This window comes from Stenotrophomonas sp. AN71 (genome assembly GCF_050435725.1).
Lineage (GTDB): Bacteria > Pseudomonadota > Gammaproteobacteria > Xanthomonadales > Xanthomonadaceae > Stenotrophomonas.
This window is the reverse complement of sequence record NZ_JBNDKU010000003.1, coordinates 65948-91867: the sequence shown is the minus strand read 5'-3', so window position 1 is coordinate 91867 and position 25920 is coordinate 65948. Positions and strand designations below refer to the sequence as shown.

Here is a 25920-nt window from a genome sequence, read left to right as displayed (position 1 = left end):
TCGGCTGCAGGACATGCGCGCGGGTGTCCTGCACCGTTCGTTGGTTTTTCGTAAAGAAGGTTTCATGTTCCGTTCGCATAGTGGCCGTGCACCGCGCACGCATGCCGGTGACCACTCCCCATGCAACGGACCACCATGCAGACCCGATACCTGACGATCGCCGTGGCGATCGCGCTCTCCGCCGCCGCCAGCGCACATGCCGCCACTGCAGTTGATACCGGCGCCAACGCCGGCACCGAGGCCGCGCTGAGTGCGCAGACGCTGGATACCGTCTCCGTGATCGGCCAGGGCGAGACCCGCCAGGTACAGCGCATCACCGCGGTCGACAAGCAGGTGCTGCCGCCGGGCACCAGTGGCCAGAAGATCCTCGACCGCCTGCCGGGCGTATCGGTGCAGTCCAATGATGCGTTCGGCGCCAACGAAGAATCGCAGACCATCAGCCTGCGTGGCTTCGACAAGAGCCGCCTGGGTTACACGCTCGATGGCATCCCGCTGGGTGACAACAGCTACGGCAACTACAACGGCCTGAGCATCGCCCGCGCCCTCATCGCCGAGAATCTGGCCGGCGCAGAGCTGTCGCAGGGCATCGGTTCGCTGGGCGTGGCCTCGACCAGCAACCTGGGCGGCACCATCCAGTACTTCTCGATGGATCCGTCCACCGAGTTCGGCGGCCGCGCCAGCGTCACCGTCGGCGACAACAACCAGCGGCGTGGCTACCTGCGCGTGGACACTGGTGATATCAACGGCTTCTCCGCCTATGTGTCCGGCGTGCACCAGGACCAGGACATGTGGGCCGCGCCGTACCAGAACCAGACCACGCGCCAGTTCAATGCCAAGGCAGTATGGAATATCGGCGACCACCGCTTCGGTGCGTTCGTGGCCACCTCGCGCGCCAGCCAGGCCAACTACGCCTATCTGTCCAAGGACATGCTGGCCCGCGGCCTGGGCTATGACTGGAACATCTACGCGCCAGACTGGAACCGCGCCGTCGCCGCCGCGTACTGCGCGCCGGGCACCTACAACAAGGCGCGCTGCGCGTTCAGCGGCGGCGTCAACAGCATCGACGACGCGTACTACCAGAGCCGGGCGCTGCGTGACGACAACCTGTACTCGGTCGATGCCGACCTGCGCCTGGGCGAGCAGGGCCGCCTGAAGCTGGTGGCCTATCACCACGACAACCGTGGCCAGGGCCACTGGTGGGCGCCAGGCCAGCCGTCCTATCCGGGCACCGACAAGATGCTGCCGATCTCGATCCGCAGCACCAACTACACGATCAACCGCGATGGCCTGACCGCCGCGCTGTCGTGGACGGTGGGCATCCATGAGCTGGAAGCGGGCCTGTGGTACGAGCAGAACGACCATAACGTCTCGCGCAACTTCTACTACATCAGCGGCCCGTTCCTGGACGACCTGTACCTGAAGAACCCGGACCGCCTGTTGTTCAACCAGGACTTCGACATCCGCACGCGCCAGTTCTACGTGCAGGACCGCATGCGCTTCCTGGACCAGCGCCTGACCGTGGACGTGGGCATCAAGAGCCCCAACACGCGCATGCGCGCCACCGCCCAGCCGGGCGTGGAAACCAGCATCGCCTCGGGCACGCTGACCGCCAAGGAATCGGTGTTGCCGCAGCTGGGCGTGGGCTTCAAGCTAAACGCCAACAACGAGCTGTTCGCTTCGTACGCCGAGAACATCGCCGCCTTCGTCGGCGGTGGCAGCGGTGGCCCGCTGCAGGTGACCCCGGAATCCTTCGCGGCCAGCGCCGGGTTGGAGCCGGAGAAGTCCAAGAGCCTGGAAGCCGGCTTCCGTACCTTCGGTGAGAAGTACCAGGCGTCGATTGCCGCCTACAACGTGAAGTTCGACAACCGCCTGCTGTCGCTCAATCCGTGTTCGAGCATCGAAGTGGGCACGCGTCCGGAGTGCGTGACGCGCTTCATCAACGTCGGCTCGGTGAAGAGCCATGGTGCCGAGCTGACCTTCATCCTCAAGCCGATCGATGGCCTGCAGTGGTACAACGCGTTGTCCTGGAACAAGACCACCTACGAGGATGACTACATCTCCGGGGGCGCGGTGGTGCCGGTGGCCGGCAAGATCACGGTGGATACCCCGCAGCGCATGGCCTCCAGCGAGATCAGCTGGAACCGCGATGGCTTCTTCGCCAGCCTGCGCGCCAAGTACACCGGCAAGCGCTACTACACCTACACCAACGACCAGTCGGTGCCGGGCGTGACCACCTTCGACGCGGGTGCGGGCTATGACTTCGGCCCGGGCCTGGGCCTGCGCAACGTACGGGTGTCGTTGAATGCGACCAACCTGACCAACAAGCGTTATGCCGGTCAGCTGAGCTCGTTCGCGCCAACCGATCCGAAGGGCACGCGCTATGCGATCCATGCGAGCGCGCCGCGGCAGCTGTTCATGACGGTGGCGGCGGAGTTCTAAGTCAGAAGCATTGCCCCGCGGCGTCTTGATTATCGTCGCAGGGCAGGGCCGGATGCGCCGGCCCATCCAACCCTGCTCGACGGTTTCCCGCGCCACGGTGCGGAAGGCAAAGAAGAGCGAAAGCAAAGAGCCGGGCATTGCCCGGCTCTTTGCTTTTCAAGCTTTTCAAGCGCAACCCCTTCGGCGCGGTGCTGTGCTGCCGCCCGCGCGGGGAACTGTCTGGCGGCGGGGGGCACCCTGGCCAGGACCGTGAGGCGCATGGATGCGCCGATCGAGCCCCCATGGATGGGTTTACGGCGTGTCCTGGCCAGGGTGCCCCACCGCCGCCCAGCGAAATCAATCAAGGCGCCAGCGCGTCATCCCGCCAACGCCCTTCACTCCGGCGCCAGCTGGTCCATCCGTATCCGGTTGGCGAACAGCGAGAACGCCAGCATGCCGGCCAGCCCGTTCGCCCGGCTCACCCAGTGCGGCAGCCAGCGCGGCGGCTTCAACACACCCGCCTCGAACAGCGGCGCGAACGCGATCGCGTCGGTCAGGCTCATCTTGCCCGCGAACAACCAGCGGCAGACCTGCAGGCGGTCCTCGGCCAGCATGTGGCGGAAGAAGGTATGCACCGATACCAGACCACGCAGGTACACCGTGTCCTTGGTGAACGCCAGGCCGCCACTGGGCGGCACGCCCCGGAACACGCGCTGCGCCGACGCAAAGCTCTCTTCCGCGTTTTGTCCGGCATCGCAGAAGTAACGGAACACCTCGATGAAGTCGGCACCTTCGCGTGCCATCGCGATCGCTTCGGTGCGCAGGCTGATGCGTTTCAGGCGTTCGATATCAATGCTGCCGGTGATCTGCTCGGCGAAGGTTGCCAGCCCTTCCTGGGTGGCGGTCACCCGTGGCGAGGACAGCGCCAGGCTCGGCAGTACCGGCTGTTCGCGGCCGTTCAATGCGGTCAGCGAATGCACCAGTGCTTCATGGTGGAACAGCTGCGCACGATCGTAGGCGCTGAAGCGTGCGCTGGTGCGCAGACGGATGCGGGTCGGACCAGCAGCAGCCTTGGACACCAGCTCCGGATCCAGCTGCACCTGGATGATGCGCGATTCAAAGAAGGCGTCCAGATCGTTCTGCAGTTGCAGCTGCAACGCGATGGCCGAAACCGGCACCTGCTCTTCCGGCGCCAGCAGTTCGTGGTCCAGTTCGGCAGCGATCTGGATGAAATGCCGCGCCGCTTCGCGCGTGCTCGGGCCATTGCCCGGCAGCGGTTGCTCGGGCGCGCCGAACAGCTGCACCGAACAGGCATCAACTGCGGCCGTGCCGAGTCCCTCCAGCAGCTGTGCGGCCAGGTCCCAGCTCTGCGCCGACTGCCGCACATAGTGGCCCAGGGGATGGCCGTCGTCGCAGTCAGCGGCGATCGCGGCCAGTGCACGACGCTCTTCGCCGAAGTCCAGTCGCGGGTAGTCCACCTTCGGCAGGACCGGCTGGCCACGCGCCACGCTCTCCAGGAACGGCGCCTGCAGCGTTGCCGGCCAGCTGGTCAGTCCCAGCAGGCGGATGCCTCCCACAGCCTCGACCAGGCGCGCATCGAGCGCTGCATGGTGGGCCACGTCACGGTCCAGCGTCGCGGTCGGTTCCATGCGCGGACTATAGCGCCCTGCCCGCGCGTTGGTAGGTGCCAACCCTGGTTGGCATCCGCCGGCGGCGGGCTTCGGACACCTCCGTGCCAACCAGGGTTGGCACCTACCAGGAGCGGGCAGAGGTGGGTTCATTGCCGGGGTCGGATCCCATTGCAGCGCAATGGGCTCTGACCCCGCGACTCCGATCAGCGCCGGCGCGGCTTGCCGGCCGGGCGGAACTGCTGGCCCTTGCCTTTCCTGCCGCCGCGCTCCTGCGCGGTCTCGGCCTGGCGTACCGCCAGCTTGGCGGCCGCGGCGGCCACCTCTTCCTTCAGCTTGAAGTAGTTCAGCAGCCGGCTCTCTTCGATCTCGCCGGCCTCGATCGCCGCACGCACGGCGCAGCCCGGTTCCTGCTGGTGCTTGCAGTCATTGAAGCGGCACTGTGCGGCCAGTGCTTCGATGTCGGCGAAGCCACCTTCGGACAGCGTTTCCTCGCCCGTCGGCTTGAGCTCGCGCATGCCAGGCGTGTCGATCAGGCACGCACCCATGGGCAGCGGCATCAGCGCGCGATGGGTGGTGGTATGACGGCCACGCGAGTCGTTGGCGCGCACCGCATTGGTCTTCATCCGCTGCTCGCCCAACAGGGTATTGGTCAGCGTGGATTTGCCGGCACCGGAGGAACCGACCAGCACCACCGTACGGCCCGGGCCCAGCCACGGCTGCAGCACCGCCACGCTGTCGGCATCCAGCCCGTTGATCGCGTGCAGGGCGATGCCCTGCATTTCAAGCTCTTCCAGCACGGCCAGTGCATCCTCGCTGTACTCGGTCTGGTCGGCCTTGGTCAGCACCACCACCGGCTCGGCACCGCCACCGCCGACCAGCAGCAGGTAGCGCTCGATGCGGCGAGGATTGAAGTCGGCATCCAGGCCACAGACGATGAACACCGTATCGATGTTGGCCGCGATCACCTGCTGGTGATAATGCTCGCCGGCCGCGCCGCGCTTGATCGCGGTACGGCGTGGCAGCAGCGCGACGATGCGGATGCCGTCCAGCAGCACCCAGTCGCCCACCGCCGGCCGTTCGTGGCTGGGGAAGCGCGGGCGCTGCCATTCCGGCAGCGACTCGGCCTTGATCGACGCATCCGGGGCATCGGCCACCACGTAATGGGTGCGGTGCTGTTCGATCACCCGTGCCGGGCGGGCCTGCGGGTGGGCGGACATCACGGCCTGCCAGTCGGCCTGCTGCGCCGGGCCCGGCCAGGGCCAGCCGATGGTCTGCAGGGCGGTGAAATCGGGGGTCTGGGTCATCGCCGCCATTCTACCTGTGCCGGCGCCCTGCCAGCCCAACAGCCGCAAGCCCTGAACCCTTGCCATGCATTGCAGCAATTCCGGTAGGATGGAAGCCCCATGCCTTTTGACGGCCCAGCTCCCATGTCCACCTCCTCGCCCAAGCCCCTGGCCATCCGCGAGCGCCTTTCCGAAGTGCGCTACGAAATCCGCGGAGAACTGGCGCGGCGAGCCCGGGAGCTGGAAGCGCAGGGCCGCAAGCTGATCAAGCTCAACATCGGCAATCCCGGCAACTTCGGTTTCCGTGCACCCGAGCATCTGCAGCGCGCGATCGCCGACGACATGGGGCGCACCGACCCTTACACCCACCAGCAGGGTCTGCCGGTGGCGCGCGAAGCGATCGCGGCGTACTACGCCCGTCGCGGCGCACCCGATGCGCACCCGGACCGCGTGTTCGTCGGCAACGGCGTCAGCGAGCTGATCGACCTGTCACTGCGTGCGCTGCTCAACCCGGGCGACGAAGTGCTGGTGCCCTCGCCGGATTACCCGCTGTGGTCGGCCTCGACCATCCTCAACGACGGCCGCCCGGTGTATTACCGCTGCGCCGCTGAGAACGGCTTCCAGCCGGACCCCAGCGAGATCGAGACCCTGGTCTCTTCGCGCACGCGCGCCATCGTGCTGATCAACCCGAACAACCCCAGCGGCGCCAGCTACCCGCGTGAACTGCTGGAGCGCGTGGTCGAGATCGCGCGCCGCCACAATCTTCTGCTGCTGGTCGATGAGATCTACGACCAGATCCTGTACGACGATGCGGTGTTCCAGCCGGTCGCGCCGCTGGCCGGCGACCACCCGTGCCTGACCTTCAGTGGGCTGAGCAAGGTGCATCGTGCCTGCGGCTGGCGCGTGGGTTGGGCCCACCTCAGCGGCGACGATGCGCGCCTGGGCGAGTTCCGTGCCGCGCTGGACCTGCTCGGCGCGCTGCGTCTGTGCGCCAACGTGCCCGGCCAGTACGCCATCGAGGCTGCGGTGAACGGCCCGGACACCATCTCTGAACTGTGCACGCCCGGTGGCCGTCTGTATGAAACCCGCCGCGCAGTGATCGAAGCCTGCGAAGCCAGCGAACATCTGTCGCTGGTCGCGCCGGCCGGCGCGCTGTACGCATTCCCGGCCGTGGTCGGTGCCGCCGCCAAGGGCTTCGACGACCACAATTTCGCGCTGGACCTGATGAACAATGAAGGCGTGCTGGTGGTGCCGGGTTCCAGCTTCAATGTGCCCTATCGCCACCATTTCCGCGTAACGCTGTTGCCGGAAGCCTCGGTGATGCGCGATGTGTTCGCCCGCATCGATCGCGTGCTGGCGCGCCGTGCCGAGGACGCGACCAAGGTCGTGCCGCTGAAGCCGCGCCGTTCGGTGGCCTGAGCCGTGGCGTTGTCCTACCTGGCGCTGGGCGACTCGTACACCATCGGCGAAGCGGTTGCGGTGCAAGGCCGCTGGCCGCACCAGCTGGCCGCCACCCTGCGCGCACGGGGCGTGGCACTGGCCGATCCGCAGACCATCGCCACCACCGGCTGGAGCACCGACGAGCTGGACGCCGCCATCGACGGGGCCGCTCCGCATGGGCCATTCGACTTCGTCAGCCTGCTGATCGGCGTCAACAACCAGTACCGCGGTCGCCCGCTGGACGAATACCGCGTGCAGTTTGAAGCGCTGCTGCAGCGGGCGATCGGCTTCGCCGGTGGCCGCCCCGAGCGTGTGCTGGTGCTGTCCTTCCCCGATTGGGGCGCCACCCCGTTTGGCGCCGGCAGCGGCCGCGACCTGGCGGCGATCGAGATCGAGACCGACGAATTCAATGCCGCTGCCGAGGTGATCAGCACCCAGCAGGGCGTGGCGTTCGTCGACATTACCGATATCAGCCGCGCGCAGGGCGAAGACCCGGCGATGATCGCCGAGGACGGCCTGCATCCTTCGGCGCGGATGTACGCGCTGTGGAGCGAACGTGCGCTACCGGTCGCCGCGCACCTGCTCGGCGCAACGGACTGAAGCAATGGACGGCACGCCACGGAATGGCACGCCCCTGCCCTGTACACCCCTGACGGCGCCGCAGGCCCGTTCGATCGCCGAAGCGTTCCGCCCGGCGCAGGCCTGGGGCAGCCGCCGCGACTACTACTACACCCGCGGCAAACTCGGCAGCGATCCGCTGTACGACGGCGTGCTGCAGCATCTGCCTTGCGATGGGCAACCGGTACTGGATCTGGGCTGTGGACTGGGCCTGTTCGCCCATGTACTGCGCCAGCGCGGCGGTACCCAGCGCTATCTCGGCGTGGACGTGGATGCCGGCAAGATCACACGCGCCCAGCATGCCGCCACCGAGCTGCACGACGTGCACTTCGACTGCCTGGACGTGCAGGCACCGCTGCCGGCACAGGCCGGGCATGTGCTGCTGCTGGATGTGCTGCAGTACCTGGACGCGGACGCACAGGAGGCGTTGTTGCGCGCCGCCAGTACACGCGTGGCCGAGGGCGGCCGGCTGCTGCTGCGCACGCCGCTGGCCACCGGCGATGGCCGCGACCGCACCACCCGGGTGGCGGACCGGTTGGCCTGGCTGGTCGGCTGGATGGGGACGCGGCCGCGCCACTACCCCGACCCTCAGGTGCTCCAGGCGACCTTGGCCGGAGCTGGATTGCAGGTGACAGCGCCGCGCCCGCTGCATGGGCGCACACCGTTCAACAGCTGGCTGCTGGTGGCGCACCGGAACCGGTAGCGCCGGGCCATGCCCAGCGGGCGCAGCGGCGCCTGTGGAATCCGCCGGGCATGGCCCGGCGCTACCGCACACGTGTCAGCCGGTGGGCAGCTGCGCCTTCAGCCCACGCTCGTCCAGCGCCTGCAGCACGCGCGCGATGATCGCCAGGTTGTGGCCGTGCGCGGCGCCTTCATGCAGCAGCACGATCGCCCCTGGGCGCAGGTCCGGCAGAAGCCGCGCCAGCACCCCGTCCGGGGTGCAGCCGACACCGTCGTAACCGCGGGCACTCCAGCCCACGCGCACCAGGCCCAGGGCCTTCAGCACCGGCGCCACGAACGGGTTGGTCATGCCCACCACCGAGCGGTACCAGCGCACCGGGCGGCCGCTCACGGCCTGCAACGCGTCCTGGCAACCCTCGATCTGGGCACGCATCGCGGCTGGGCCCAGCCGCCAGAACCGCGCCTGCGGGTGGCTGTGGCTGTGGTTGCCCAGGTCGTGGCCGCGACGCAGGATCTCCTGCACCAGGTCCGGCTGCGCCAGCGCGCGCTCGCCCACCAGGAAGAAGGTGGCCCGGGCCTGGTGGCGATCCAGCAGGTCGAGCACCGCACGGGTTTCCGGGCCAGGTCCGTCATCGATGGTCAACCAGACACTGTCGCCCGCGTCCGGCATCCGGCTCAGCACCGGCGCATAGAAGCGGCTGTTGGGCAGGAACACCGGCACCATGAACAGCGCGTGGCTGGCCACCATCAGCGACAGGCCCCACAGCCAGCCGGCCAGAGCCCAGACCAGGATCACGGCCAGCTGCGACGCCACCAGCCAGGGCAGCCAGCGCCACGGCCGGGTCGAGATGCGATGCAATGTTCCTGCGTTGCTCATCCCCCATGATGCCATGGGGGTTAGAATTGATGATTCGAATTCCCGGAACCCCGACGTCCATGTCCCTCGATCCCGCCCTGCGTTCGCGCATCGAATCCATCCTCAACGACAACCGCGTCGTGCTGTTCATGAAGGGCCAGCCGTCGATGCCGCAGTGCGGTTTCTCGGCCAAGGCCGTGGGCGCCCTGCAGGACCTGGGTGTCGAGTTCGCACACGTCAACGTGCTGGCCGACCAGGAAATCCGCGAAGGCATCAAGGCCTATGGCGACTGGCCGACCATCCCGCAGCTGTACATCGACGGCGAACTGGTCGGCGGCAGCGACATCGTGCTGCAGATGGCCGCCAGCGGTGAGCTGAGCAGCGTGCTGGGCCTGGCCGCGCCGGACCGTACCCCGCCGAGCATCACCGTCACCCCGGCCGCCGTGGAAATGCTCAAGGGCGCGCTGGCCGATTCGCCGGGTGCATCGTTGCAGCTGTCCATCGACGCCGGCTTCCAGCCGAACTTCCAGCTGGCCCCGCACGACGAAGGCGCGATCGCCGCCGAGTCCAACGGCCTGCGCGTGCAGTTCGACCTGGCCAGCGCCCGTCGCGCCAACGGCATCACCATCGACTGGGTGGATGACATCCGCGGCAAGGGCCTGGCCATCGACAACCCGAATGCGCCCAAGCCGGTGCAGGAAATCAGCGTGCGTGACGCCGACGACCTGGTGCGTGCCGGCACCATCACCCTGGTGGATGTGCGCCCGGCCGACGAACGTGCCATCGCCGCGGTGGGCGTGCCGTTCAAGAGCTTCGACGGCAACGGCCGCGCCGCGCTGGAAGCCCTGCCGAAGGACACCGCGCTGGCCTTCCTGTGCCACCACGGTGGCCGCAGTGCACAGGCTGCCGAACAGTTCCGTGCCCTGGGCTTCACCAAGGTCTTCAACGTCACCGGCGGCATCAACGCCTGGTCCGAAGACGTCGACAACGGCGTGCCGAAGTACTGATCGGCTGCGGTTGATACACAGGAAAAACGCCGGCGAAAGCCGGCGTTTTTTGTTGAGCCCATCCACGCACGGCGTGGATCTACTCGTTCCGTGTCCCAGGCGCGGGGGCTGACGTTCCGGGTTACCCGGCAAATCCGCCTTCGGCCAGGTAATCCAGTTCTTCCGGCGTCGGCATGCGGCCCAGCACCGCGTTGCGGTGCGGGAAGCGGCCGAAACGGCGGATGATGTCGCGGTGCAGCTCGGCGTACTGCAGGTATTCCTTGTCACCCAGCACGTCGAACATCGCCACCGAACGGTCCTGGTCCAGCGGGTCCTCGGAATGCTCGAACGGCAGGTAGATGAACGCGCGCAGCTTGGGCACCAGCTGCAGGTCCAGGCCTTCCTCGATGGCGCGCATCGCGTAGTGACGGGCCAGCCCATCGGTGGCGTAGGAATGGCCGGTGCCCCGGAAGCAGTTGCGCGGGAACTGGTCCAGCAGCAGCATCAGCGCCAGCGCCCCTTCCGCGCTGCCCAGCCAATGCTCGCGCGCGCGCGAAGCGGCGGCGAAATGCTCATCCAGGAACAGCTGGCGAAACTGCGCGTCGAACGCATCGTCGCGGGCGAACCACTTCGCAGGGCCCGCCTCTCTCCAGAATTCCACCACTTGCGCGGCAACATCCATCACCTACTCCCAGGGCCGGCGCACCGCGCCAGGCCATCATCATCATTCGTCGAAGCGCAGGTGGCGGACCGACTTGCCGTTGCGCCGGATAAGCTTAAGCGCCTCGATGCCGATCTGGATATGGTTTTCCACGAACTGGGAGCTGACCTTGGCATCGGAGGCCTCGGTCTTGACCCCGTCGGGGATCATCGGCTGGTCCGAGACCAGCAGCAGCGCGCCGGCGGGGATGTGGTTGGCGAAGCCGGCGGCGAACACGGTGGCGGTCTCCATGTCGATGGCCATGCAGCGCATCGCCCGCAGGCGCTCCTTGAAGGCCTCGTCGTGCTCCCAGACCCGGCGGTTGGTGGTGTAGACGGTACCGGTCCAGTAGTCGTGGCCGAGATCGCGGATCATGGTCGAGACCGCCCGCTGCAAGGCGAAGGCCGGCAGTGCCGGGACTTCCGGCGGCAGGTAGTCGCCCGAGGTGCCCTCGCCCCGGATCGCGGCGATCGGCAGCACCAGGTCGCCCAGCTGGTTCTTGCGCTTGAGGCCGCCGCACTTGCCCAGGAACAGTACCGCCTTGGGCATCACCGCAGACAGCAGGTCCATGATGATCGCAGCATTGGGGCTGCCCATGCCGAAGTTGATCATGGTGATGCCATCGATGGTGGCACTGGCCATCGGCCGGTCAAGGCCGATGACCGGCGCCCCGGTCAACTCGGAGAAGGTATGCAGGTAGCCGCCGAAGTTGGTCAGCAGGATGTGCTGGCCGAACTGGTCCAGCGGCACGCCGGTGTAACGCGGCAGCCAGTTGTCGACGATTTCCTGTTTGCTCTTCATGGACGGTCCGGAACGGCGTGGGGCCGCCATTGTAGGCGCGCGCAGGGCAACCGGCACCCAAGCTGCCAACGAAGAAGGGCGGACCTGCGGCCGCCCTCCCGGGGATTCCCGTTGCAGGGGAACCGGTGGATCAGAAACGCACGGACCAGCGCAGGTTCGCACTGTGGTCGCGGCTTTCGTCACCATACTGGCCACTGTAGCCCAGCTCCAGCTGCTGGCGCGCGGTCAGCCACGCCGACAAACCCAGTTCAGCCACTACGGTGTTGTCGGCGATCGGCGCCCCGCTGACCACGAAGCTGTCGCTGCCGCTGGTGAAGGCAAAGCGGGCCGACGGGTCGCGATCGCCGCTGGCGTGGCGGTACCCCACGCCACCGCGCAGATGCAGCCAGCTGTCCTGCTGGAACGAAGCCTTCAGGCCCTTGTCGAAACGCAGGCCGGCCGTTGCCACCGTGGTACGGAGATCGTCCACCTCGCCCTGCAGCGCGGCAGCACCGCCGCGTTCGTTGACGCGCTTCATGTCCACTTCCACGCGAGCCAGCTGCAGGTAGGGCTCCAGTCCCGCCTCGCGGCCGCCGAAGCGGTAGCTCGCCTCGATGAACGCCTGGCGGGTACGACCGTCATAGCGGGCCGCCAGCGTGTCGCTGTAGCCGGAGAAGGCCAGCTCGCGCGTGCTCTTCACCTCATGCTCGCTCCATGCAAGGCCTCCCCGCAGGCCAAAGGCACCCCACTCGTGGCTGGCATAGGCGCCCAGATGCGTATTGTCGACCTTTGCACGCGCACGGCGCGTTTCCTGCTGCTTGGCATCGGTACGGCCGGTGCCGGCCAACACGCCCAGCTGCCAGCCGTTGATCTCACGGTCCACGCCGATCAACAGGCCATTGCTGTTGGCCTCGGTGCGTGCGGTGTTGCCATTGCCGTCCAGTGTGGTGCTGCCGCCGATCGCCTGCATCCAGACCCCCGTGGCTGCCTCGCTGTCCGCACCCGGGGCGCTCGCACCCACCCGGCGCGACAGTGCAGCGTCACGCACATAGCGGCTGCCCTCGACCAGGGCCATCGCGGTGGCAGCATGCAGCTCGCCAGTGAGGCCATCCAATGCTGCCCCGACCTGCTGCGGGAACAGCAGCGTCAGCGGGCGCGGCAGGCCCTGGTTGACCGCCAGACTGTCGACCACGACGGCGGCCGCGCGCTGGTTTTCCGTGTTGGCGGCGCTGGCAAGCGGATTGCCGCGGGTCACTTCGATGCGCGCGCCGCCGGTGCCATAGGCAAGCGCAAACTTCATGAAGGGCGAGAACGCGCTGAAGTCGGTGGTGGCAAACTGCCCGCTGATTCCGCCATCAGCGCGGATGAAGTTGAACTGTTCGCCCAGGTAGTAGGTTCCCGGCTCCGGCAGCGCAATCAGGGTGCCGCCCAACGTGGCGGTGCCGGTGACACGCAGCTGGTCGCTGCGGCCGCCCGGGGCCAGCTCGGCCTGGTACACACCGGTAGCGGTCTGCACGTAATTGCCGTTGATGGTCAGCGTGCCAATCGAATTGCCCGGCGCTACGACGCCGGACACGGTGGTGTCACCGAGCTGGCCGATACCCTTCAGCGTGCCCTGCGGGCCAACGACGGTACTGCCGCCGGTCTGTACGCCATTGAACGACAGCACTCCGCCATTGATGATCAGGTCAGAACCTGCCAACACGCCGCCGGCATTGACCCGGCCGTTGCCAAGGCTGGTCAGCCTGCTGTTTTCCAGCCTGCCGTTCAATTCGAACGTTCCCTGCGCAGCCACCGACGTCCGGGCCCCACGCTGGACGCCGTCGAAGATCGTCACGCCGCCGATGACTGTCAGGTCTGAGCCATCCAGCACGCCGCTGGCGCTGACGTGGCTGGCGCCTGCCAGGCTGTTCAGTGCCGTGTTCTTCAATGTGCCGTTGAGCAGGAAGGTCCCGCCGGCCACGTCTACCGCACTGGTCAGCGTGTTGATGCCATCCAGTTCCAGCACGCCCTCGCGCAGCAGGGCGCCATTGAAGCTGTTGTCGCCACTCAAGCGCAGCCAGCCGATGCCACTCTTGGTCAGCTTGCCGGGGCCGCCGATGTCGTTGCGCCAGTCATCCCATGCATCGCCTTCCCACACTTTCAGCCCACCGGCGCGCTGGTTCATCACCACGTTGGTGTCCACGCGCAGCGATCCGTAACCCTCGATGGCCTTGGCCAGGTTCATCAGGCCCCAGCCGTAGATGTCATCGATGCCTGGCGCTCCCAGATCGGTGGTCGTGGTCAGCAGCACATCGCGCACCTGAGCGCTGTCCAGATAGGGGAAGCGTTCAAACAGCAGGCCCAGCGCGCCGGTGACATGCGGTGCGGCCATCGACGTTCCGCTCAGCATTGCGTAGCCGTAGGTGGGCACGCGCTGCTGGATGTCCAGGCTGACGTTGCCATTGGCGTCGATGCCGATGCTGCCGGCGAGAGTGGAATCGTCACCGTACGCGGTCGACACGATGTCCGAACCCGGCGCCGCAAGGCACCAGTTGGCACTCAGGCCGCACTTGTTGGAGCGATTGCTCAGGGTCAGGTTGGTACCGACGTTGACCACACTCAACCAGTACGGCTCGATGTCGGCGAAGGCGCGCGGCAGCGTGGCGTACATGCCGGCAATGGGGCTCTGCGCAGGCGTCGGAATGAGAGAATTGGTGTTGCCTGCCGCCCACACCTGGATCATCCCGCGCGCACGCGAACCGTCAGCGAAGGTGCTCAGGTACTGGCGATCATCGGGATCGTTGTAGATCTCGTCCATGTCCGCCGCGGTCGGCGGTTCCACAGCCAGGCCCCAGCTGTGGTTGATGGCACGCACGCCCTGGGCGTTCATCTGGTCGTACATGTCCTGGAAGGCGCTGAGCTTCGGACCGATCGCGCCCAGCGTCACCACCGCATAGCCGTCCGCAGTACGCTGCCACTCGCGGATGCTGTCGGAGAACAGCCGCCCAACAGTAAGGTCCGAGCCGAAGGACACGCCATGCATGCCGTTGCCATCCCGGTTCGCCGCGATGGTCCCGGCAACGTGCGTGCCGTGGATCTCGAACTGCATGCCCGGCTGCACGTAAGGGCCCGACTCGATGATCCTGCGGATGTTCTCGGGGACATTGGCGTTGTAGCCCACATAGCTGATCTGGACGTCATCGCCATCACTGGCGAAGCAGGCCGCCGGGCCGCGCACCACGCTGGTGTTGGTGCAGCGCGTGCCATCGGCCATCAGGTCAGCGATGCGGATGCTGCGGTTGTTCTTGCCGGCGAATTCGGGATGGTCCAGACCGCTGCCGCTGTCGAACACGCCCAGGCGGATGCCGGTACCCGTCAGTCCGCGCGCATAGGCGGCATCGGCATTGATCGCAGCGAGGCCCCAGTCGAGGTTGAATTCGCTGGTACGCCAGCTGGCGGCATCACCGGGCTTGCCCATGATCGGCTGGGCCGGGGTGCTGACGCTGGGAGCCAGCGCCGTCTCCGGGATCGATACCGTGGGGGCGATCAATGCGGGAGCGGAGGCCGACACCCCGCCTGGCGCGGCGAACGCCGACTGCAGACTGCGCTGCAGCTGGTAACGGGCCAGGGCATCGTCACTGTCCTGGGCCAGGACCGGCAGCGCGGTGGTCAGCAGCAACGAACCGACAATGGCCGAAGCCAGCGGCGAAGGGAGGAAGGAACGGCGCGAAACGGTCGAACGGCAGGGTATTGCAGCAGTCATCGGTTGCGTCCTTGATTCCATGAAAAGTGCGGGCTGGCTCCCTCTTGGAGCACGTGCGAAAGCTGGTGATGCAGGTCAGTACAAGACGCAATCAGCCCCCGCTTCATCCAACGTTAATATTTCCTTCACAAATCCTCCATCAGAAAATCCCTACCCCTACCCCCACTCCCCTGCCCAAGGCCACTTGGCAAGCCGCCCCGGCCCCGGCTAGCGTCGAAGAATTCATGTTCAGCGGAAGGGGAACTGCATGGCATCGACGTTGTTGCGCACCGGCCTGGGACTGGCGCTGCTCTCACTGACCACCGCGCCGGCGGTGGGCGCCTCGCGCTTCGTGGCCGATCCCTACCCCAGCACCTACCAGGCCCATCCCGATGCGCCGGTGCTGATCCAGAACGCCACCGTGCTGACCGGCACTGGCCAGCGCCTGGACAATGCCGACGTGCTGCTGCGCGAGGGCCGCATCGCCGCCGTGGGCCGCCAGTTGCAGGCCGACGCAGGCGTCACCCGCATCGACGCGCAGGGAAAGTGGGTCACACCGGGCCTGATCGACGTGCATTCGCACCTGGGCGTGTACCCCAGCCCCGGCGTCGGCGCGCACAGCGACGGCAACGAGATGACTGCCCCGGTCACCGCCAACGTCTGGGCCGAACACTCGGTATGGCCGCAGGACCCGGGCTTCGCCACGGCACTGGCCGGCGGCGTGACCAGCATGCAGGTGCTGCCCGGCTCGGCCAACCTGGTCGGTGGCCGTGGCGTGACCCTGAAGAACGTACCGGCCATCACCTACCAGGCGATGAAGTTCCCCGGTGCACCGTGGGGATTGAAGATGGCCTGTGGCGAGAACCCCAAGCGGGTCTATGGTGAAGGCAAGGGCGTAGCGCCGGCCACGCGCATGGGCAACGTGGCCGGTTACCGCGCCGCCTTCATCGATGCCGCCGACTACATCGCCAAGAACACGCCGAAGCCGGCCAAGCGCAAGGGCTGGTTCGGCAGCGACAAGGGCGACAGCGCAGGCGATGCCGGCGGCAAGCGCGACCTCAAGCTGGACACCCTGGCCGGCGCCATCGAGGGCGATATCCGCGTGCACATCCACTGCTACCGCGCCGACGAGATGGCCACCATGCTCGACCTGGCCAAGGAATTCGGCTTCAAGGTGGCCGCCTTCCACCACGGCGTGGAGGCCTACAAGCTAGCCGACCGGTTGGCCGCCGACGGTGTCTGCGGTGCGCTGTGGGCCGACTGGTGGGGCTTCAAGATGGAGGCGTTCGACGGCATCCAGGAGAACATCGCGCTGGTCGACCGGCCGAAGAACAGCTGCGCCATCGTCCATTCCGATTCGCCCGAAGGCATTCAGCGCCTGAACCAGGAGGCGGCCAAAGTGATCGCGGTCGCGCGCCGCGCGCACATGCCGGAGATCACGCCCGAGCACGCCATCACCTGGATGACCGCCAACGCTGCCAAGGCGTTGGGCATCGCGGGCCAGACCGGCACCCTGGAAGCCGGCAAGATGGCCGACGTGGTGGTGTGGAACGGCAATCCGTTCAGCTCATACGCGCTGGCCGAGCAGGTCTTCATCGACGGTCGACGGCTGTATGACCGCAGTGCGCCGGCGACCACGCCACGTTCTGATTTCCAGCTTGGCCAGGAGGTGCACTGATGGGCGTGTTGAACGAGCGTCGCCGGGCATGGTCCGGCGCTACCGTGGTTGCGCTGTTGTTGCTGGCAACCACAGCATCGGCGCAGGACCTGCTGGTGCGCAACGCCACCGTGCACACCGCCAGCACCCGCGGCAGCCTGCAGCACACCGATGTGCTGGTGCAGGGCGGGGTCATCCGCGCAGTCGGCCCCGGCCTGGCCGCGCCGGCCGGGGCCAGCGTGATCGAAGCCAATGGCCGGCCGCTGACCCCGGCGCTGTTCGGCGGCATCACCGAGATCGGCATCGAAGAGGTGTCGGGCGAAGCGAGCACGGTCGACAGCACGCTGAAGATCGGCGAGCAGCCGCTGCGGCCGGAATTCGACGTCACCCTGGCCTACAACCCGGCATCGGTGCTGATTCCGGTGGCGCGGCTGGAAGGCATTGGCTTCACTGCGCTGGGGGCTGCCACGGGCGGCGGGTTCGTCGCCGGACAGGGCGGTGTGATGCGGCTCGATGGCAGCGCCGATCCGCTGGGGCCACGCGCGCTGTTCCTGCGCCTGGGCTCGGCGGCATCTGAGCTGACCGGGCATTCGCGCGCTGCGCAATGGATGCTGCTGCAGCAGATGGTGGATGAGGCACGCGGCCAGGTCGCTGCCGATTCACCGCATGCACTGCTGACGCCGGCCGGGCGCCGCACGCTGGGGCGCTACCTGGGCGGCCAGGGCCGCATCGTGGTGGAGGTGGACCGCGCTGCGGACATCCGCCAGCTGCTGCGCTGGGCCGCACGCGAGAAAGTGAAGATCGCCATTGCCGGTGGCAGCGAGGCCTGGCAGCTGGCACCGGAGCTGGCGACCGCGCAGGTGCCGGTGTTCGTCGACGTGCTTTCCAATCTGCCGGCCAGCTTCGACCAGATCGGCGCTACCCTTGAAAATGCGGCGCGCCTGCAGCGCGCTGGCGTGGCGGTGTCGTTCGTGCAGCGCGGCGATGCCTCGCACAACGCGCGCAAGATGCGCCAGCTGGCAGGCAACGCGGTAGCCAACGGCCTGCCCTGGGCCGACGGCCTGGCCGGCCTGACCCGGATACCGGCGCAGGCGTTCGGCGTGGCCGATCAGATCGGCAGCATCGAGCCCGGCAAGCGCGCCGACCTGGTGTTGTGGGAAGGCGATCCGCTGGATGTGGCGCATTATGCCGAACAGGTCTGGCTGGGCGGCCGTGCGATGCCGATGCGCTCGCGCCAGACCGAACTGCGTGACCGCTACCTGCAGCGCAACGCGCAACCCTGACCGCATCGGAGGAAACACCCATGGCTACGCTGCGCTGGTATTTCGACTTCGTTTCGCCGTATTCCTACCTGCACTGGCAGAAGCTGAAGCAGCTGCCACAGTTCGCGCAGATCCAGACCGTACCGATCGCCTTCGGTGCGGTGCTGCATCACCTGGGCAACCTGGGACCTGCGGAGATCCCCGCCAAACGGCGCTTCGCATATCGCCACCTGCAGTGGACCGCGCAGGCCGAAGGCACACCGCTGCATTTCCCGCCCGGCCATCCGTTCAACCCGCTGTCGGCGCTGCGGCTGTGCCTGGCGGCCGGGGCCAGCGTGCAGGCCGTGGACGTGCTGTTTGACTGGATCTGGCGCGATGGCCATGCCGGCGACAGCGCCGAGGCTCTGCGCGAACCGGGCGCGCGGCTGGGCATCGAGGATGTCGTCACTGCCATTGCCGATCCGGCGGTCAAGGAGCAGCTGCGACGCAATACCGAGGCCGCCATCGCCGCCGGCGTGTTCGGGGTGCCAACCCTGGCCATCGATAATGAGCTGTTCTGGGGCAACGATGCCCACCCATTGATGGCCGCCGTGCTGGACGACCCGAGCCTGTTGCAGCAGCCCGAATGGCTGCGCCTGGCCAGCCTGCCGGTGGCCGTGCAGCGCAGTCGCTGAACAGGCCCCGGCGCATTCCCCTCGCGCGCCGGGCGCAGTTTTGAGATAGTTTTCACATTTCCGAACCTACAACCGCCCTGGAGGGGGAGCCGCGGATGCGCATCGGAATCGTCGTCGACTCGGCCTGCGACCTGCCACAGGACTTCATCGCCGAACACAACATCGTATTGCTGCCGATCACCGTCAGGATCGGCGAGGCCGTGCTGGCCGATCACCGCGACGAGCAGGCCACGCTGAGCTTCCTGCACGCCCACGTGGCCGAGCATGGCGCTGAAGCGGAAACCATCCCGTTCAGCGTCAACCAGATCCGTGACCTGTTCCTGCAGCAGCTGGTGATCGACTACGACCACGTGTTCTGCATGACCATCACCAAGACCCGCAGCCCGATCCATGACAACGCGCTGCAGGCCAGTTTCGCCATTCTCAACGACTACAAGCCGGTACGGCAGGCGGCGGGCTACAACTCGCCCTTCGCGCTGCGCGTACTCGATACCCAGAATCTGTTCGCCGCGCAGGCGGTGACCGCCGTGGAAGCGGTACGCCTGCGTGACAGCGGCGCCAGCGTGCAGCAGATCCGCGAGCGGCTGGAAGAACTGGCCGGCAACGTGCACGGCTACATGATCACCCGCGACCTGTACTACATGCGCGCACGCGCGCGGCACAAGGGCGACCGCAGCGTCGGCCTGCTCAGCGCGGCGCTGGGCAGTGCGCTGGACATCAAGCCGGTGCTGCACGGTTACCGCGGCGAGACCGGGCCGGTGGCCAAGATCAAGGGTTTCGACAGCGCGGTGCAGAAGCTGTTCGCGGTGGTCGGCCAGCGCGTGCGTGCCGGGCTGATGACACCGACGGTGTGCGTCAGCTACGGCGGCGAACTGGACGAACTGCGCAGCCTGCCCGGCTATGCACAGATGAAGGAAGTCTGCGCCGGCCACGGCGTGAGCGTGTACGAATCGGTGATGAGCCTGACCGGCATGGTCAACGTCGGCAAGGGTGCGGTCACCGTGGGCTTTGCCGATGGGCCGCACCGGTTCGAATAAGGACAGCCTGCGGCAGGAATCTGCACATCGATTCCACCGCGACTGTGCCAGCCTTGCCGCACTTCAAGGAGAACACCATGCCTGCGCAGTACCACATCAGCCTGCCCGACCCGTCCAAGGCCCGCGGCAACGACCCTGACCTGTCCTTCCATTCGCAGGGCGCCGGCGGCTTCGCCGAGGAACTGCAGGACGCGCTGCGCAGCGGCACGCTGTTCGAGCGCTGGAAGGCCAAGCAACCCGACCCGGATGCGGTGGAACCGCAGTGGGGCGCGACCGACCCGGAGGCCACCGTGACCGGTGAGCAGAAGGACCTGCGCATCAACCTGGTCGCCACCACGCGCATCGACAGCGATGTGTTCAAGCAGCGCCTGCGCCTGCTGGCCGGTAGCCACTGGGAACTGCGCGACGTGCGTTGAGGCGAGCGCCGGGCGTGGCCCGGCGTGCGGGTTCCACGGTAGTTGCCGGCCTTGGTCGGCACTATCTGCGGCTCGGGCGTGCTGCTATCGTGCCGCCGCCAAGGGTAGCTGCACGGATTGCACATGGACCCCAGACTGAAAGCCCTCATCGAGCAGACCAACCTGCCCGACCTGCTGCCGCAGGCGTCTCAGGAAGTGGACCTGCAGCAGCCGGTGGCTCCCGCCGAACCTGCCAAGCCACAACCCGCACGCTCGACCAACGATGCGCTGCAGGTGTACTTCGGTGGTACCGACATGGTCGGCAAACTGGCCAACGCCCCCACCAGCGGAAAAGTGAAGACCTTCGCGATGATTCTGCTGGGTGGACCGACCATCGTGTTTGGCCTGCTCCTGCTCGCCATGGTCTGGACCGATCCCGCGAAGCCGGTCTTCGCCCGGGCCTACGGCACGATCATCGCGTTGGTATTGGTCGGTATCTGGCCCTATCTGTTGTTCCGCAAGCGCGAGAAACCGTCGAACTGAGGCGGCCGCGATGCTCGCCGGGCATGGCCCGGCGTTTCCACATATCTACCAGCCACCGCCCAGCGCGCGGTACAGCTCCACCCGGGCGATCGCCGCCGTGGCCTGGCTGTTGGCCAGCGCGGCCTGGTTGTCCAGCGCGATGCGTTGGGTGCTCAGCACATCCAGCATGTCCACCACGCCGGCCTGGTACTGCAGACGCGCCGCACCCAACGCGGTTTCGCTCTCCTCCACCGCCACTTGCAGCTGCACGGTGCGCTGCTGCTCGGCGGCGTAGCCATCGATGGCGTCATCCACCTCATGCCAGGCCTGCAGCACGGTGCGCCGGAACTGCAGCGCCGATTGTTGCTGCTGCAGCCTGCTCAGCGCGAGATTGGCCTTCAACCGTCCGCCCTGGAAGATCGGCACGCTGATCGACGGCCCGATGCTGAAGCGATGCGCGTTCCAACCGTCCAGATCGTCAAGCTGCCTGGCCTGGAAACCGGCATCGCCATTCAAGGTGATGCGTGGCAGGAAGCTGGCCTGGGCGACGCCGACGCCTGCCGTCGCGGCATGCAATGCCGCCTCGGCACGACGGATGTCCGGGCGGCGCTCGGCCAGTTCGCTGGGCACACCCACCGCCACCGCCGGCAACGCCGGCCAGTCACGACGCGCATCCTGCAGCTGCGCATCCAGTGCCTGCGGCGGCTGGGCGACCAGGAACGCCAGCGCATTGCGCAACTGCGATTCACGATGCCGCAGCGGCGCGATGCGCGCCTGCAGCGAGGCCACCTGCGCCGCCGCACTGGATACCTGCAGCGTGCTGGCCACGCCCTGTCGCTGGCGCGCCTCGGTCAGGCGCTTGATGTCGTGGGCGATGCTGAGGTTGTCCTCGGTGATCGCCAGCAACTGCCGCGTCGCGCGCAGCTGCAGGTAGTCACGCGCGGTTTCCGCCAGCAACGCGATGCGCACCGCGTGTGCGTCCTCTTCGGCCATCCGCACGCGGGCATCGGCCGCTTCCAGCTGGCGCCGCACGCGGCCCCACAGATCCAGTTCCCAGCTCATACCGATGCCGGCCTGGAACAACCCGTAATCGTCACGGCCGCCATTGCCGGAGGGATCGTTCAAGCCCACCTCGCTGTTGCGTGCACGCGTGCCACTGGCGCTGGCACTGACACTGGGCAGACGGTCGGCCGCGGTGACATCGCGCGCGGCGCGGCTCTGCTGCACGCGGTTGGCCGCCGATTGCAGATCGAGGTTGGCCTGCAGTACCCGGTTGGCCAACTGGCCCAGCGCTGGATCGTCGAAGCCGGCCCACCAGGCGGTGTCCTGTTCGATGGCGCTGCCGGCGACCGCCTCGCCCTGCCAATGGTTGGGCAGCTCCGCCTGCGGGCGCACGAAGTCCGGGCCCATCGTGCATGCGACCAGGGCCGTGCACAGGGTTGCCGCGATGAAGGTGCGGAACGCGGCGTCTGCGCTCATGCGCCTTCCCCGCCCGCGCGGCCCCGTTCGCGCTGCACGCTCTGCACACGCGCGCCGCCGCCCAGGTCAACGCTGGCTTCCACCGACATGCCGGCACGCAGCTGGTCCAGCAGCGGCTGGCCCGGCTCCAGCACGATCTTCACCGGAATCCGCTGCACCACCTTGGTGAAGTTGCCGGTGGCATTCTCCGGTGCGACGGCAGCGAAGGTGACGCCGGTGGCCGGCGCGATGCTGTCGATGTGGCCGCGCAGCGGTTTGCCGGGGAACACGTCCACCTTCAGTTCGACCTGCTGGCCGGGCTGCATGCGGGTCATCTGCGTTTCCTGGAAGTTGGCGACCACGAACGCGCGCTTCAACGGCACCACCGCCGCCACCGCCGTGCCCGGGGTCAGGTAGGCACCTACGCGCACCGCACGACGCCCCACCACACCGTCGATCGGTGCGCGCAGCACGGTGTGCGAAAGATCCAGTTCAGCGCGCGCCTGTGCCGCTTCTGCGCGCTGCGCGGCGGCCTGCGCGGCCTGCACGCCGGCGTTGAGAATGTCAGTGCGCTGGCGAGCGGTCGACAGCGCCGCCTGGCCCTGCTGCAGATGTGCGCTGGCCACGGCCTGCTTCGATTGCGCCTGCTCGGCGTTCTGCACGGTGCCGGCGCCGTCACGAGCCAGTTCGCGGTAGCGCTGCTGGTCGGCGCTGGCCAGGGTCAGTTCGGAGCGACCGACATCGACACTGGCTTTGGCCTGTTCGATCAGCGAGTCCTGCTGGGCCAGTGCGGCCTGCGCGTTGGCCAGCTGTGCACGGGCGCTGGCCAGGTCGGCACGCGCGGCCTGCAGTGCCACCTGGTAGTCGCGGTCGTCGATGCGGGCGAGCACGTCGCCGGCCTTCACCAGCTGGTTGTCCTGCACCTCGACGCTGCTGACGAAGCCGGCCACCTTCGGTGCGACCACGGTGAAATCGGCATTGACGTAGGCGTTGTCGGTGCGCTGGTAACGCCCTTCGCGCAGCAGCAGCCAGCTGCCGATGGCCAGGGCCAGGACGCCCAGCACAAGGCCGGTGTTGAGGGTTGTCTTGTTGAGGCTCATGGGGGGAGTCCTTGCGGGTGAGGGTCAGGCCACGGCGCGTGGCGGATGGACACGGGTGGCCCACGGCAGCAGCGGCAGGCAGCCCAGGGCCACCAGCGCGACCAACCAATACAGGTCCGCCGAGGTCAGCGCCTGCACCTGGGCGTGCAGGCGCGCGGGCAGATCGGCGCCGGCCGGCAACCACGGCTGGTTGCCCAGGTGGTCGACCAGCACGGTGGAATGGAAGTGGCGCCGTGACTGTCCGACCGCATCGAGCACGCCACCGGCGAGCACTGCCGAAAAGCCTTTGACGGTGTTGAACCAGGCCGAGGCATAGGGACCGTCCTGCGGCGCCAGGCCGGTGGTCGCCAGCAGCAGCAACGGCAGTACCGCCATCGGCTGCGCCACTACCTGCAGCAGTTGCGCCCACAGGAAGGTGTCGCGGTTCCACTGCACATCCAGGTGTGCGCCGATGAAGCACGCCGCGGCCAGCAGCAGTAGTCCGGCCGCCTGCACCCAGCGGCAATCCACCGCACGCTGGTTCATCAGGGCAGCCACCAGCGGCAACGCAATGGCCTGCGGCAGCGCCACCCACAACAACATCGGCGCGGTCTGCAGCGGGCGGTAGCCCTGCACGCTGGCCAGAAAGCCGGAGGGGATGGAGATGACCGCCAGCAGTACGAACAGCACACCCATGCAGGTGACCAGCGAATAGCTGAGATTGCGATGGGCCAGCAGTTGCAGCTTGAAGAACGGCAGCGGGTGGAACCACTCATTGATGAAGAACAACACCAGCAGGCCGGTGCCGCCGCCCAGCAACACCGTGATCAGCGGCGAATCGAACCAGTTCAGGCGTGCGCCCTGGGTCAGGCCCAGCACCAGCATCACCAGCGCCGGCAGCCCCAGGGCCAGGCCCACACCGTTGAACTGGGCAAAGCGCTCCAGGCGCATCGGGTCCTGCGGCAGGCCCCAGCCGACCATCACCATGCCGGCCACGCAGAACGGCACGATCTGCCAGAACGCGAACTGCCAGCCCGCGTGCTCGACCCACAGCGCGGCCAGCGGCGTGCCCATGCTCGGCCCGAACGTTGCGGTGAGCGCGTAGCCCGCCAGGCCGTACAGCTTGATACCCGGCGGCAGGAAGCGCAGGGCCACGCTCATCAGCAGCGGCGGCAGGGCGCCACCGGCCAGGCCCTGCAACGCGCGCAGCAGCAGGAAGATCGGCAGGTTCGGTGCCAGCGGGCTCAGCACGCCCAGCAACATGAAGGCGGTGATCATCACCAGGCCGAAGCGGCGCAACGAGAAGGTGGTCGTGCACCAGGGTGCAAAGGCCATCGCGCTGACCGACATGGCGCTGTAGATGCCAGTGATCCAGTTGCCCTCATCGACACTGAACCCCATCGCGCCGCGGATGTCGGCCAACGCAACCTTGGTGACGTTCTCGTTGAAGCCCGACACCAGCACCACCAGCAGCACACCGCACAGGCCGACCACGATGCGGCGATCAAACGCGGGGGCCAGCGGGGCGACCTGGGCCTGTGGCAGGGTGATCGCGCTCATGGGTGGGGGCCGATCCGTGCAGCGCACGGCAGGTGAAGCGACATGGCGTGCGCTCCGTGAATGTGGGGAGTGCAGTCTAGGCAGGCCCACTACTGCGAAAAATGGCGTGGGTGCAATGCCAGACGTGCGCCGGACGCACGGTTTGCGGTGCGCTATAGATCGGCGCTTCGTAACGTCGAGCAAGCTCGACGCTACAAAGCGTCGGCGTCGCACATGCTCTTGATCGCACGGCGCAGCCAGCGGTGTGCCGGGTCGTTGTCCATGCGCGGGTGCCAGGCCTGCACCAATGCCACCGTGCGTACTGGCACCGGCAGCGGGAACATGCGCAGTGGCAGTCCCATGTAGGCGATACGATCGAGCATCACGCTGGGCATCTGCGGCAGCACCAGGTCCGAGGTGGCTGCGGCGAAGATCGCGCCATGGAAGGTGGGGATCACCATCGCCACCCGCCGCCGCAGGCCCAGCTGTGCCAGTTCGTCGTCGATCGGTCCATGCGCGATGCCGCGCCGCGAGACGGCGATGTGGTCGCAGGCGGCAAACCGTTCGGCGGTGATATCGCCGTCGAACAACGGATGATCCTCACGCGCTGCGCCCAGCAAGGCCGTGGTGAACAGGTTCTGCACCTTGGTTTCCTGCGTATGCTTGCCGGCAGTGCTGATATACAGGTCGATCCGGCCCTGCACCATCGCGTCATCGTCGGTATCGCCTTCAGGCATGAACCGCAGCGTGCAGCGTGGCGCCTGCTGGCGGAACACGTCCCGCAGGCGGCCGCCGTAGCTGCCGATGAACACGTCGTTGGCGCGGATGCTGAAGGTATGTTCCAGGGTCTGGATGTCCACCTCACGCCCATCGTTGAACACCCGATGGGCCTGCTCGATCACGTCGCGCACCTGCTCGCGCAGTTCCAGTGCGCGCGGGGTCGGTGCCAGACCGCGGCCTGCGCGTACCAGTACCGGGTCGCCCAGCGCATCGCGGATCCGCCCCAGGGTGCGGCTCATGGCCGGCGCGCTCAGATTCATGCGCCGGGCCGCCCCGGCGACGCTGCCTTCGTCCAGCAGGACGTCCAGGGCCAGCAGCAGGTTGAGGTCGGGCAGGGGCATGGCAGTCTCCAACGGATGGAATGAATCTACGACACTCCCAGGCAAAGTCGATTGCATAC

General features: G+C 67.4%; 21 protein-coding genes. 11 read left to right on the top strand and 10 right to left on the bottom strand.

Going from position 1 to position 25920, the window contains the following annotated elements; translation table 11 throughout:
• The first annotated feature begins 135 nt into the window (after positions 1-135).
• Positions 136-2439, top strand: coding sequence for a TonB-dependent receptor (locus ABH900_RS06415; protein WP_429622068.1), 2304 nt, complete (start codon positions 136-138; stop codon positions 2437-2439).
• A gap of 374 nt (positions 2440-2813) precedes the next feature.
• Here ABH900_RS06415 and ABH900_RS06410 read toward each other — a convergent pair whose 3' ends face one another.
• The gene (locus ABH900_RS06410) at positions 2814-4067 is read right to left on the bottom strand and encodes a flavohemoglobin expression-modulating QEGLA motif protein (RefSeq protein ID WP_429622067.1); all 1254 of its coding nucleotides are present in this window, start codon (positions 4065-4067) and stop codon (positions 2814-2816) included.
• Between the two features lie 185 nt (positions 4068-4252).
• Positions 4253-5362: a ribosome small subunit-dependent GTPase A gene (gene rsgA / locus ABH900_RS06405; RefSeq protein WP_429622338.1), complete on the bottom strand. Its 1110-nt coding sequence runs from the start codon at positions 5360-5362 to the stop codon at positions 4253-4255.
• Between the two features lie 114 nt (positions 5363-5476).
• On the opposite strand from rsgA, the gene ABH900_RS06400 reads away from it, so the two are divergent.
• Genes ABH900_RS06400 through ABH900_RS06390 form a run of 3 tightly spaced genes read left to right on the top strand, consistent with a single transcriptional unit; the run spans position 5477 to position 8093 of the window.
• Positions 5477-6751 carry a pyridoxal phosphate-dependent aminotransferase gene (locus ABH900_RS06400; protein WP_429622066.1) on the top strand — a complete coding sequence of 425 codons (1275 nt, stop codon included), beginning with the start codon at positions 5477-5479 and terminating at the stop codon, positions 6749-6751.
• A 3-nt stretch (positions 6752-6754) separates the two neighbouring features.
• Entirely contained in the window at positions 6755-7372 is a 618-nt protein-coding gene (locus tag ABH900_RS06395) for an SGNH/GDSL hydrolase family protein (protein WP_429622065.1), read from the top strand.
• Positions 7373-7376: 4 nt separating this feature from the next.
• On the top strand, positions 7377-8093 hold the full coding sequence (locus ABH900_RS06390; protein WP_429622064.1) for a class I SAM-dependent methyltransferase: 717 nt from the start codon (positions 7377-7379) through the stop codon (positions 8091-8093).
• Between the two features lie 75 nt (positions 8094-8168).
• On the opposite strand, the gene ABH900_RS06385 is transcribed toward ABH900_RS06390, so the two are convergent.
• Positions 8169-8948 (bottom strand): polysaccharide deacetylase family protein, encoded by a 780-nt coding sequence (locus tag ABH900_RS06385; RefSeq protein WP_429622063.1) that lies wholly within the window; start codon positions 8946-8948, stop codon positions 8169-8171.
• Positions 8949-9007: 59 nt separating this feature from the next.
• Between ABH900_RS06385 and grxD the strand changes: the two genes are divergently transcribed.
• Positions 9008-9934, top strand: coding sequence for a Grx4 family monothiol glutaredoxin (grxD, locus tag ABH900_RS06380; protein WP_429622062.1), 927 nt, complete (start codon positions 9008-9010; stop codon positions 9932-9934).
• Positions 9935-10055: 121 nt separating this feature from the next.
• On the opposite strand, the gene ABH900_RS06375 is transcribed toward grxD, so the two are convergent.
• From ABH900_RS06375 to ABH900_RS06365, 3 genes are all read right to left on the bottom strand, one after another.
• On the bottom strand, positions 10056-10595 hold the full coding sequence (locus ABH900_RS06375) for a DUF924 family protein (RefSeq protein WP_429622061.1): 540 nt from the start codon (positions 10593-10595) through the stop codon (positions 10056-10058).
• A 42-nt stretch (positions 10596-10637) separates the two neighbouring features.
• Entirely contained in the window at positions 10638-11414 is a 777-nt protein-coding gene (locus ABH900_RS06370) for an AMP nucleosidase (RefSeq protein ID WP_429622060.1), read from the bottom strand.
• A 130-nt stretch (positions 11415-11544) separates the two neighbouring features.
• The gene (locus tag ABH900_RS06365; RefSeq protein WP_429622059.1) at positions 11545-15138 is read right to left on the bottom strand and encodes an autotransporter domain-containing protein; all 3594 of its coding nucleotides are present in this window, start codon (positions 15136-15138) and stop codon (positions 11545-11547) included.
• A 247-nt stretch (positions 15139-15385) separates the two neighbouring features.
• Between ABH900_RS06365 and ABH900_RS06360 the strand changes: the two genes are divergently transcribed.
• From ABH900_RS06360 to ABH900_RS06335, 6 genes are all read left to right on the top strand, one after another.
• Positions 15386-16795, top strand: a complete 1410-nt coding sequence (locus ABH900_RS06360) for an amidohydrolase (protein ID WP_429622058.1) — start codon at positions 15386-15388, stop codon at positions 16793-16795.
• On the top strand, positions 16795-18057 hold the full coding sequence (locus tag ABH900_RS06355; protein ID WP_429622057.1) for an amidohydrolase family protein: 1263 nt from the start codon (positions 16795-16797) through the stop codon (positions 18055-18057). The genes ABH900_RS06360 and ABH900_RS06355 overlap by 1 nt, the downstream gene beginning before the upstream one ends.
• A 20-nt stretch (positions 18058-18077) precedes the next feature.
• On the top strand, positions 18078-18710 hold the full coding sequence (locus ABH900_RS06350) for a 2-hydroxychromene-2-carboxylate isomerase (protein ID WP_429622056.1): 633 nt from the start codon (positions 18078-18080) through the stop codon (positions 18708-18710).
• Positions 18711-18805: 95 nt separating this feature from the next.
• A complete protein-coding gene (locus tag ABH900_RS06345; protein WP_429622055.1) occupies positions 18806-19747 on the top strand; it encodes a DegV family protein in 942 nt (313 codons plus the stop codon).
• A gap of 77 nt (positions 19748-19824) precedes the next feature.
• Positions 19825-20163 carry a hypothetical protein gene (locus ABH900_RS06340; protein WP_429622054.1) on the top strand — a complete coding sequence of 113 codons (339 nt, stop codon included), beginning with the start codon at positions 19825-19827 and terminating at the stop codon, positions 20161-20163.
• Positions 20164-20286: 123 nt separating this feature from the next.
• On the top strand, positions 20287-20685 hold the full coding sequence (locus ABH900_RS06335) for a hypothetical protein (protein ID WP_429622053.1): 399 nt from the start codon (positions 20287-20289) through the stop codon (positions 20683-20685).
• Between the two features lie 45 nt (positions 20686-20730).
• Here ABH900_RS06335 and ABH900_RS06330 read toward each other — a convergent pair whose 3' ends face one another.
• The 4 genes from ABH900_RS06330 to ABH900_RS06315 all read right to left on the bottom strand — a co-directional run bounded on the left by ABH900_RS06330 (position 20731) and on the right by ABH900_RS06315 (position 25861).
• The gene (locus tag ABH900_RS06330) at positions 20731-22143 is read right to left on the bottom strand and encodes an efflux transporter outer membrane subunit (RefSeq protein ID WP_429622052.1); all 1413 of its coding nucleotides are present in this window, start codon (positions 22141-22143) and stop codon (positions 20731-20733) included.
• Entirely contained in the window at positions 22140-23222 is a 1083-nt protein-coding gene (locus tag ABH900_RS06325; RefSeq protein ID WP_429622051.1) for an HlyD family secretion protein, read from the bottom strand. The genes ABH900_RS06330 and ABH900_RS06325 overlap by 4 nt, the downstream gene beginning before the upstream one ends.
• 24 nt (positions 23223-23246) lie before the next feature.
• On the bottom strand, positions 23247-24761 hold the full coding sequence (locus ABH900_RS06320) for an MFS transporter (RefSeq protein WP_429622050.1): 1515 nt from the start codon (positions 24759-24761) through the stop codon (positions 23247-23249).
• 191 nt (positions 24762-24952) lie between these two features.
• Complete coding sequence (locus tag ABH900_RS06315; protein WP_429622049.1) at positions 24953-25861, bottom strand: LysR family transcriptional regulator; 909 nt, start codon at positions 25859-25861, stop codon at positions 24953-24955.
• Between the last annotated feature and the right edge of the window lie 59 nt (positions 25862-25920).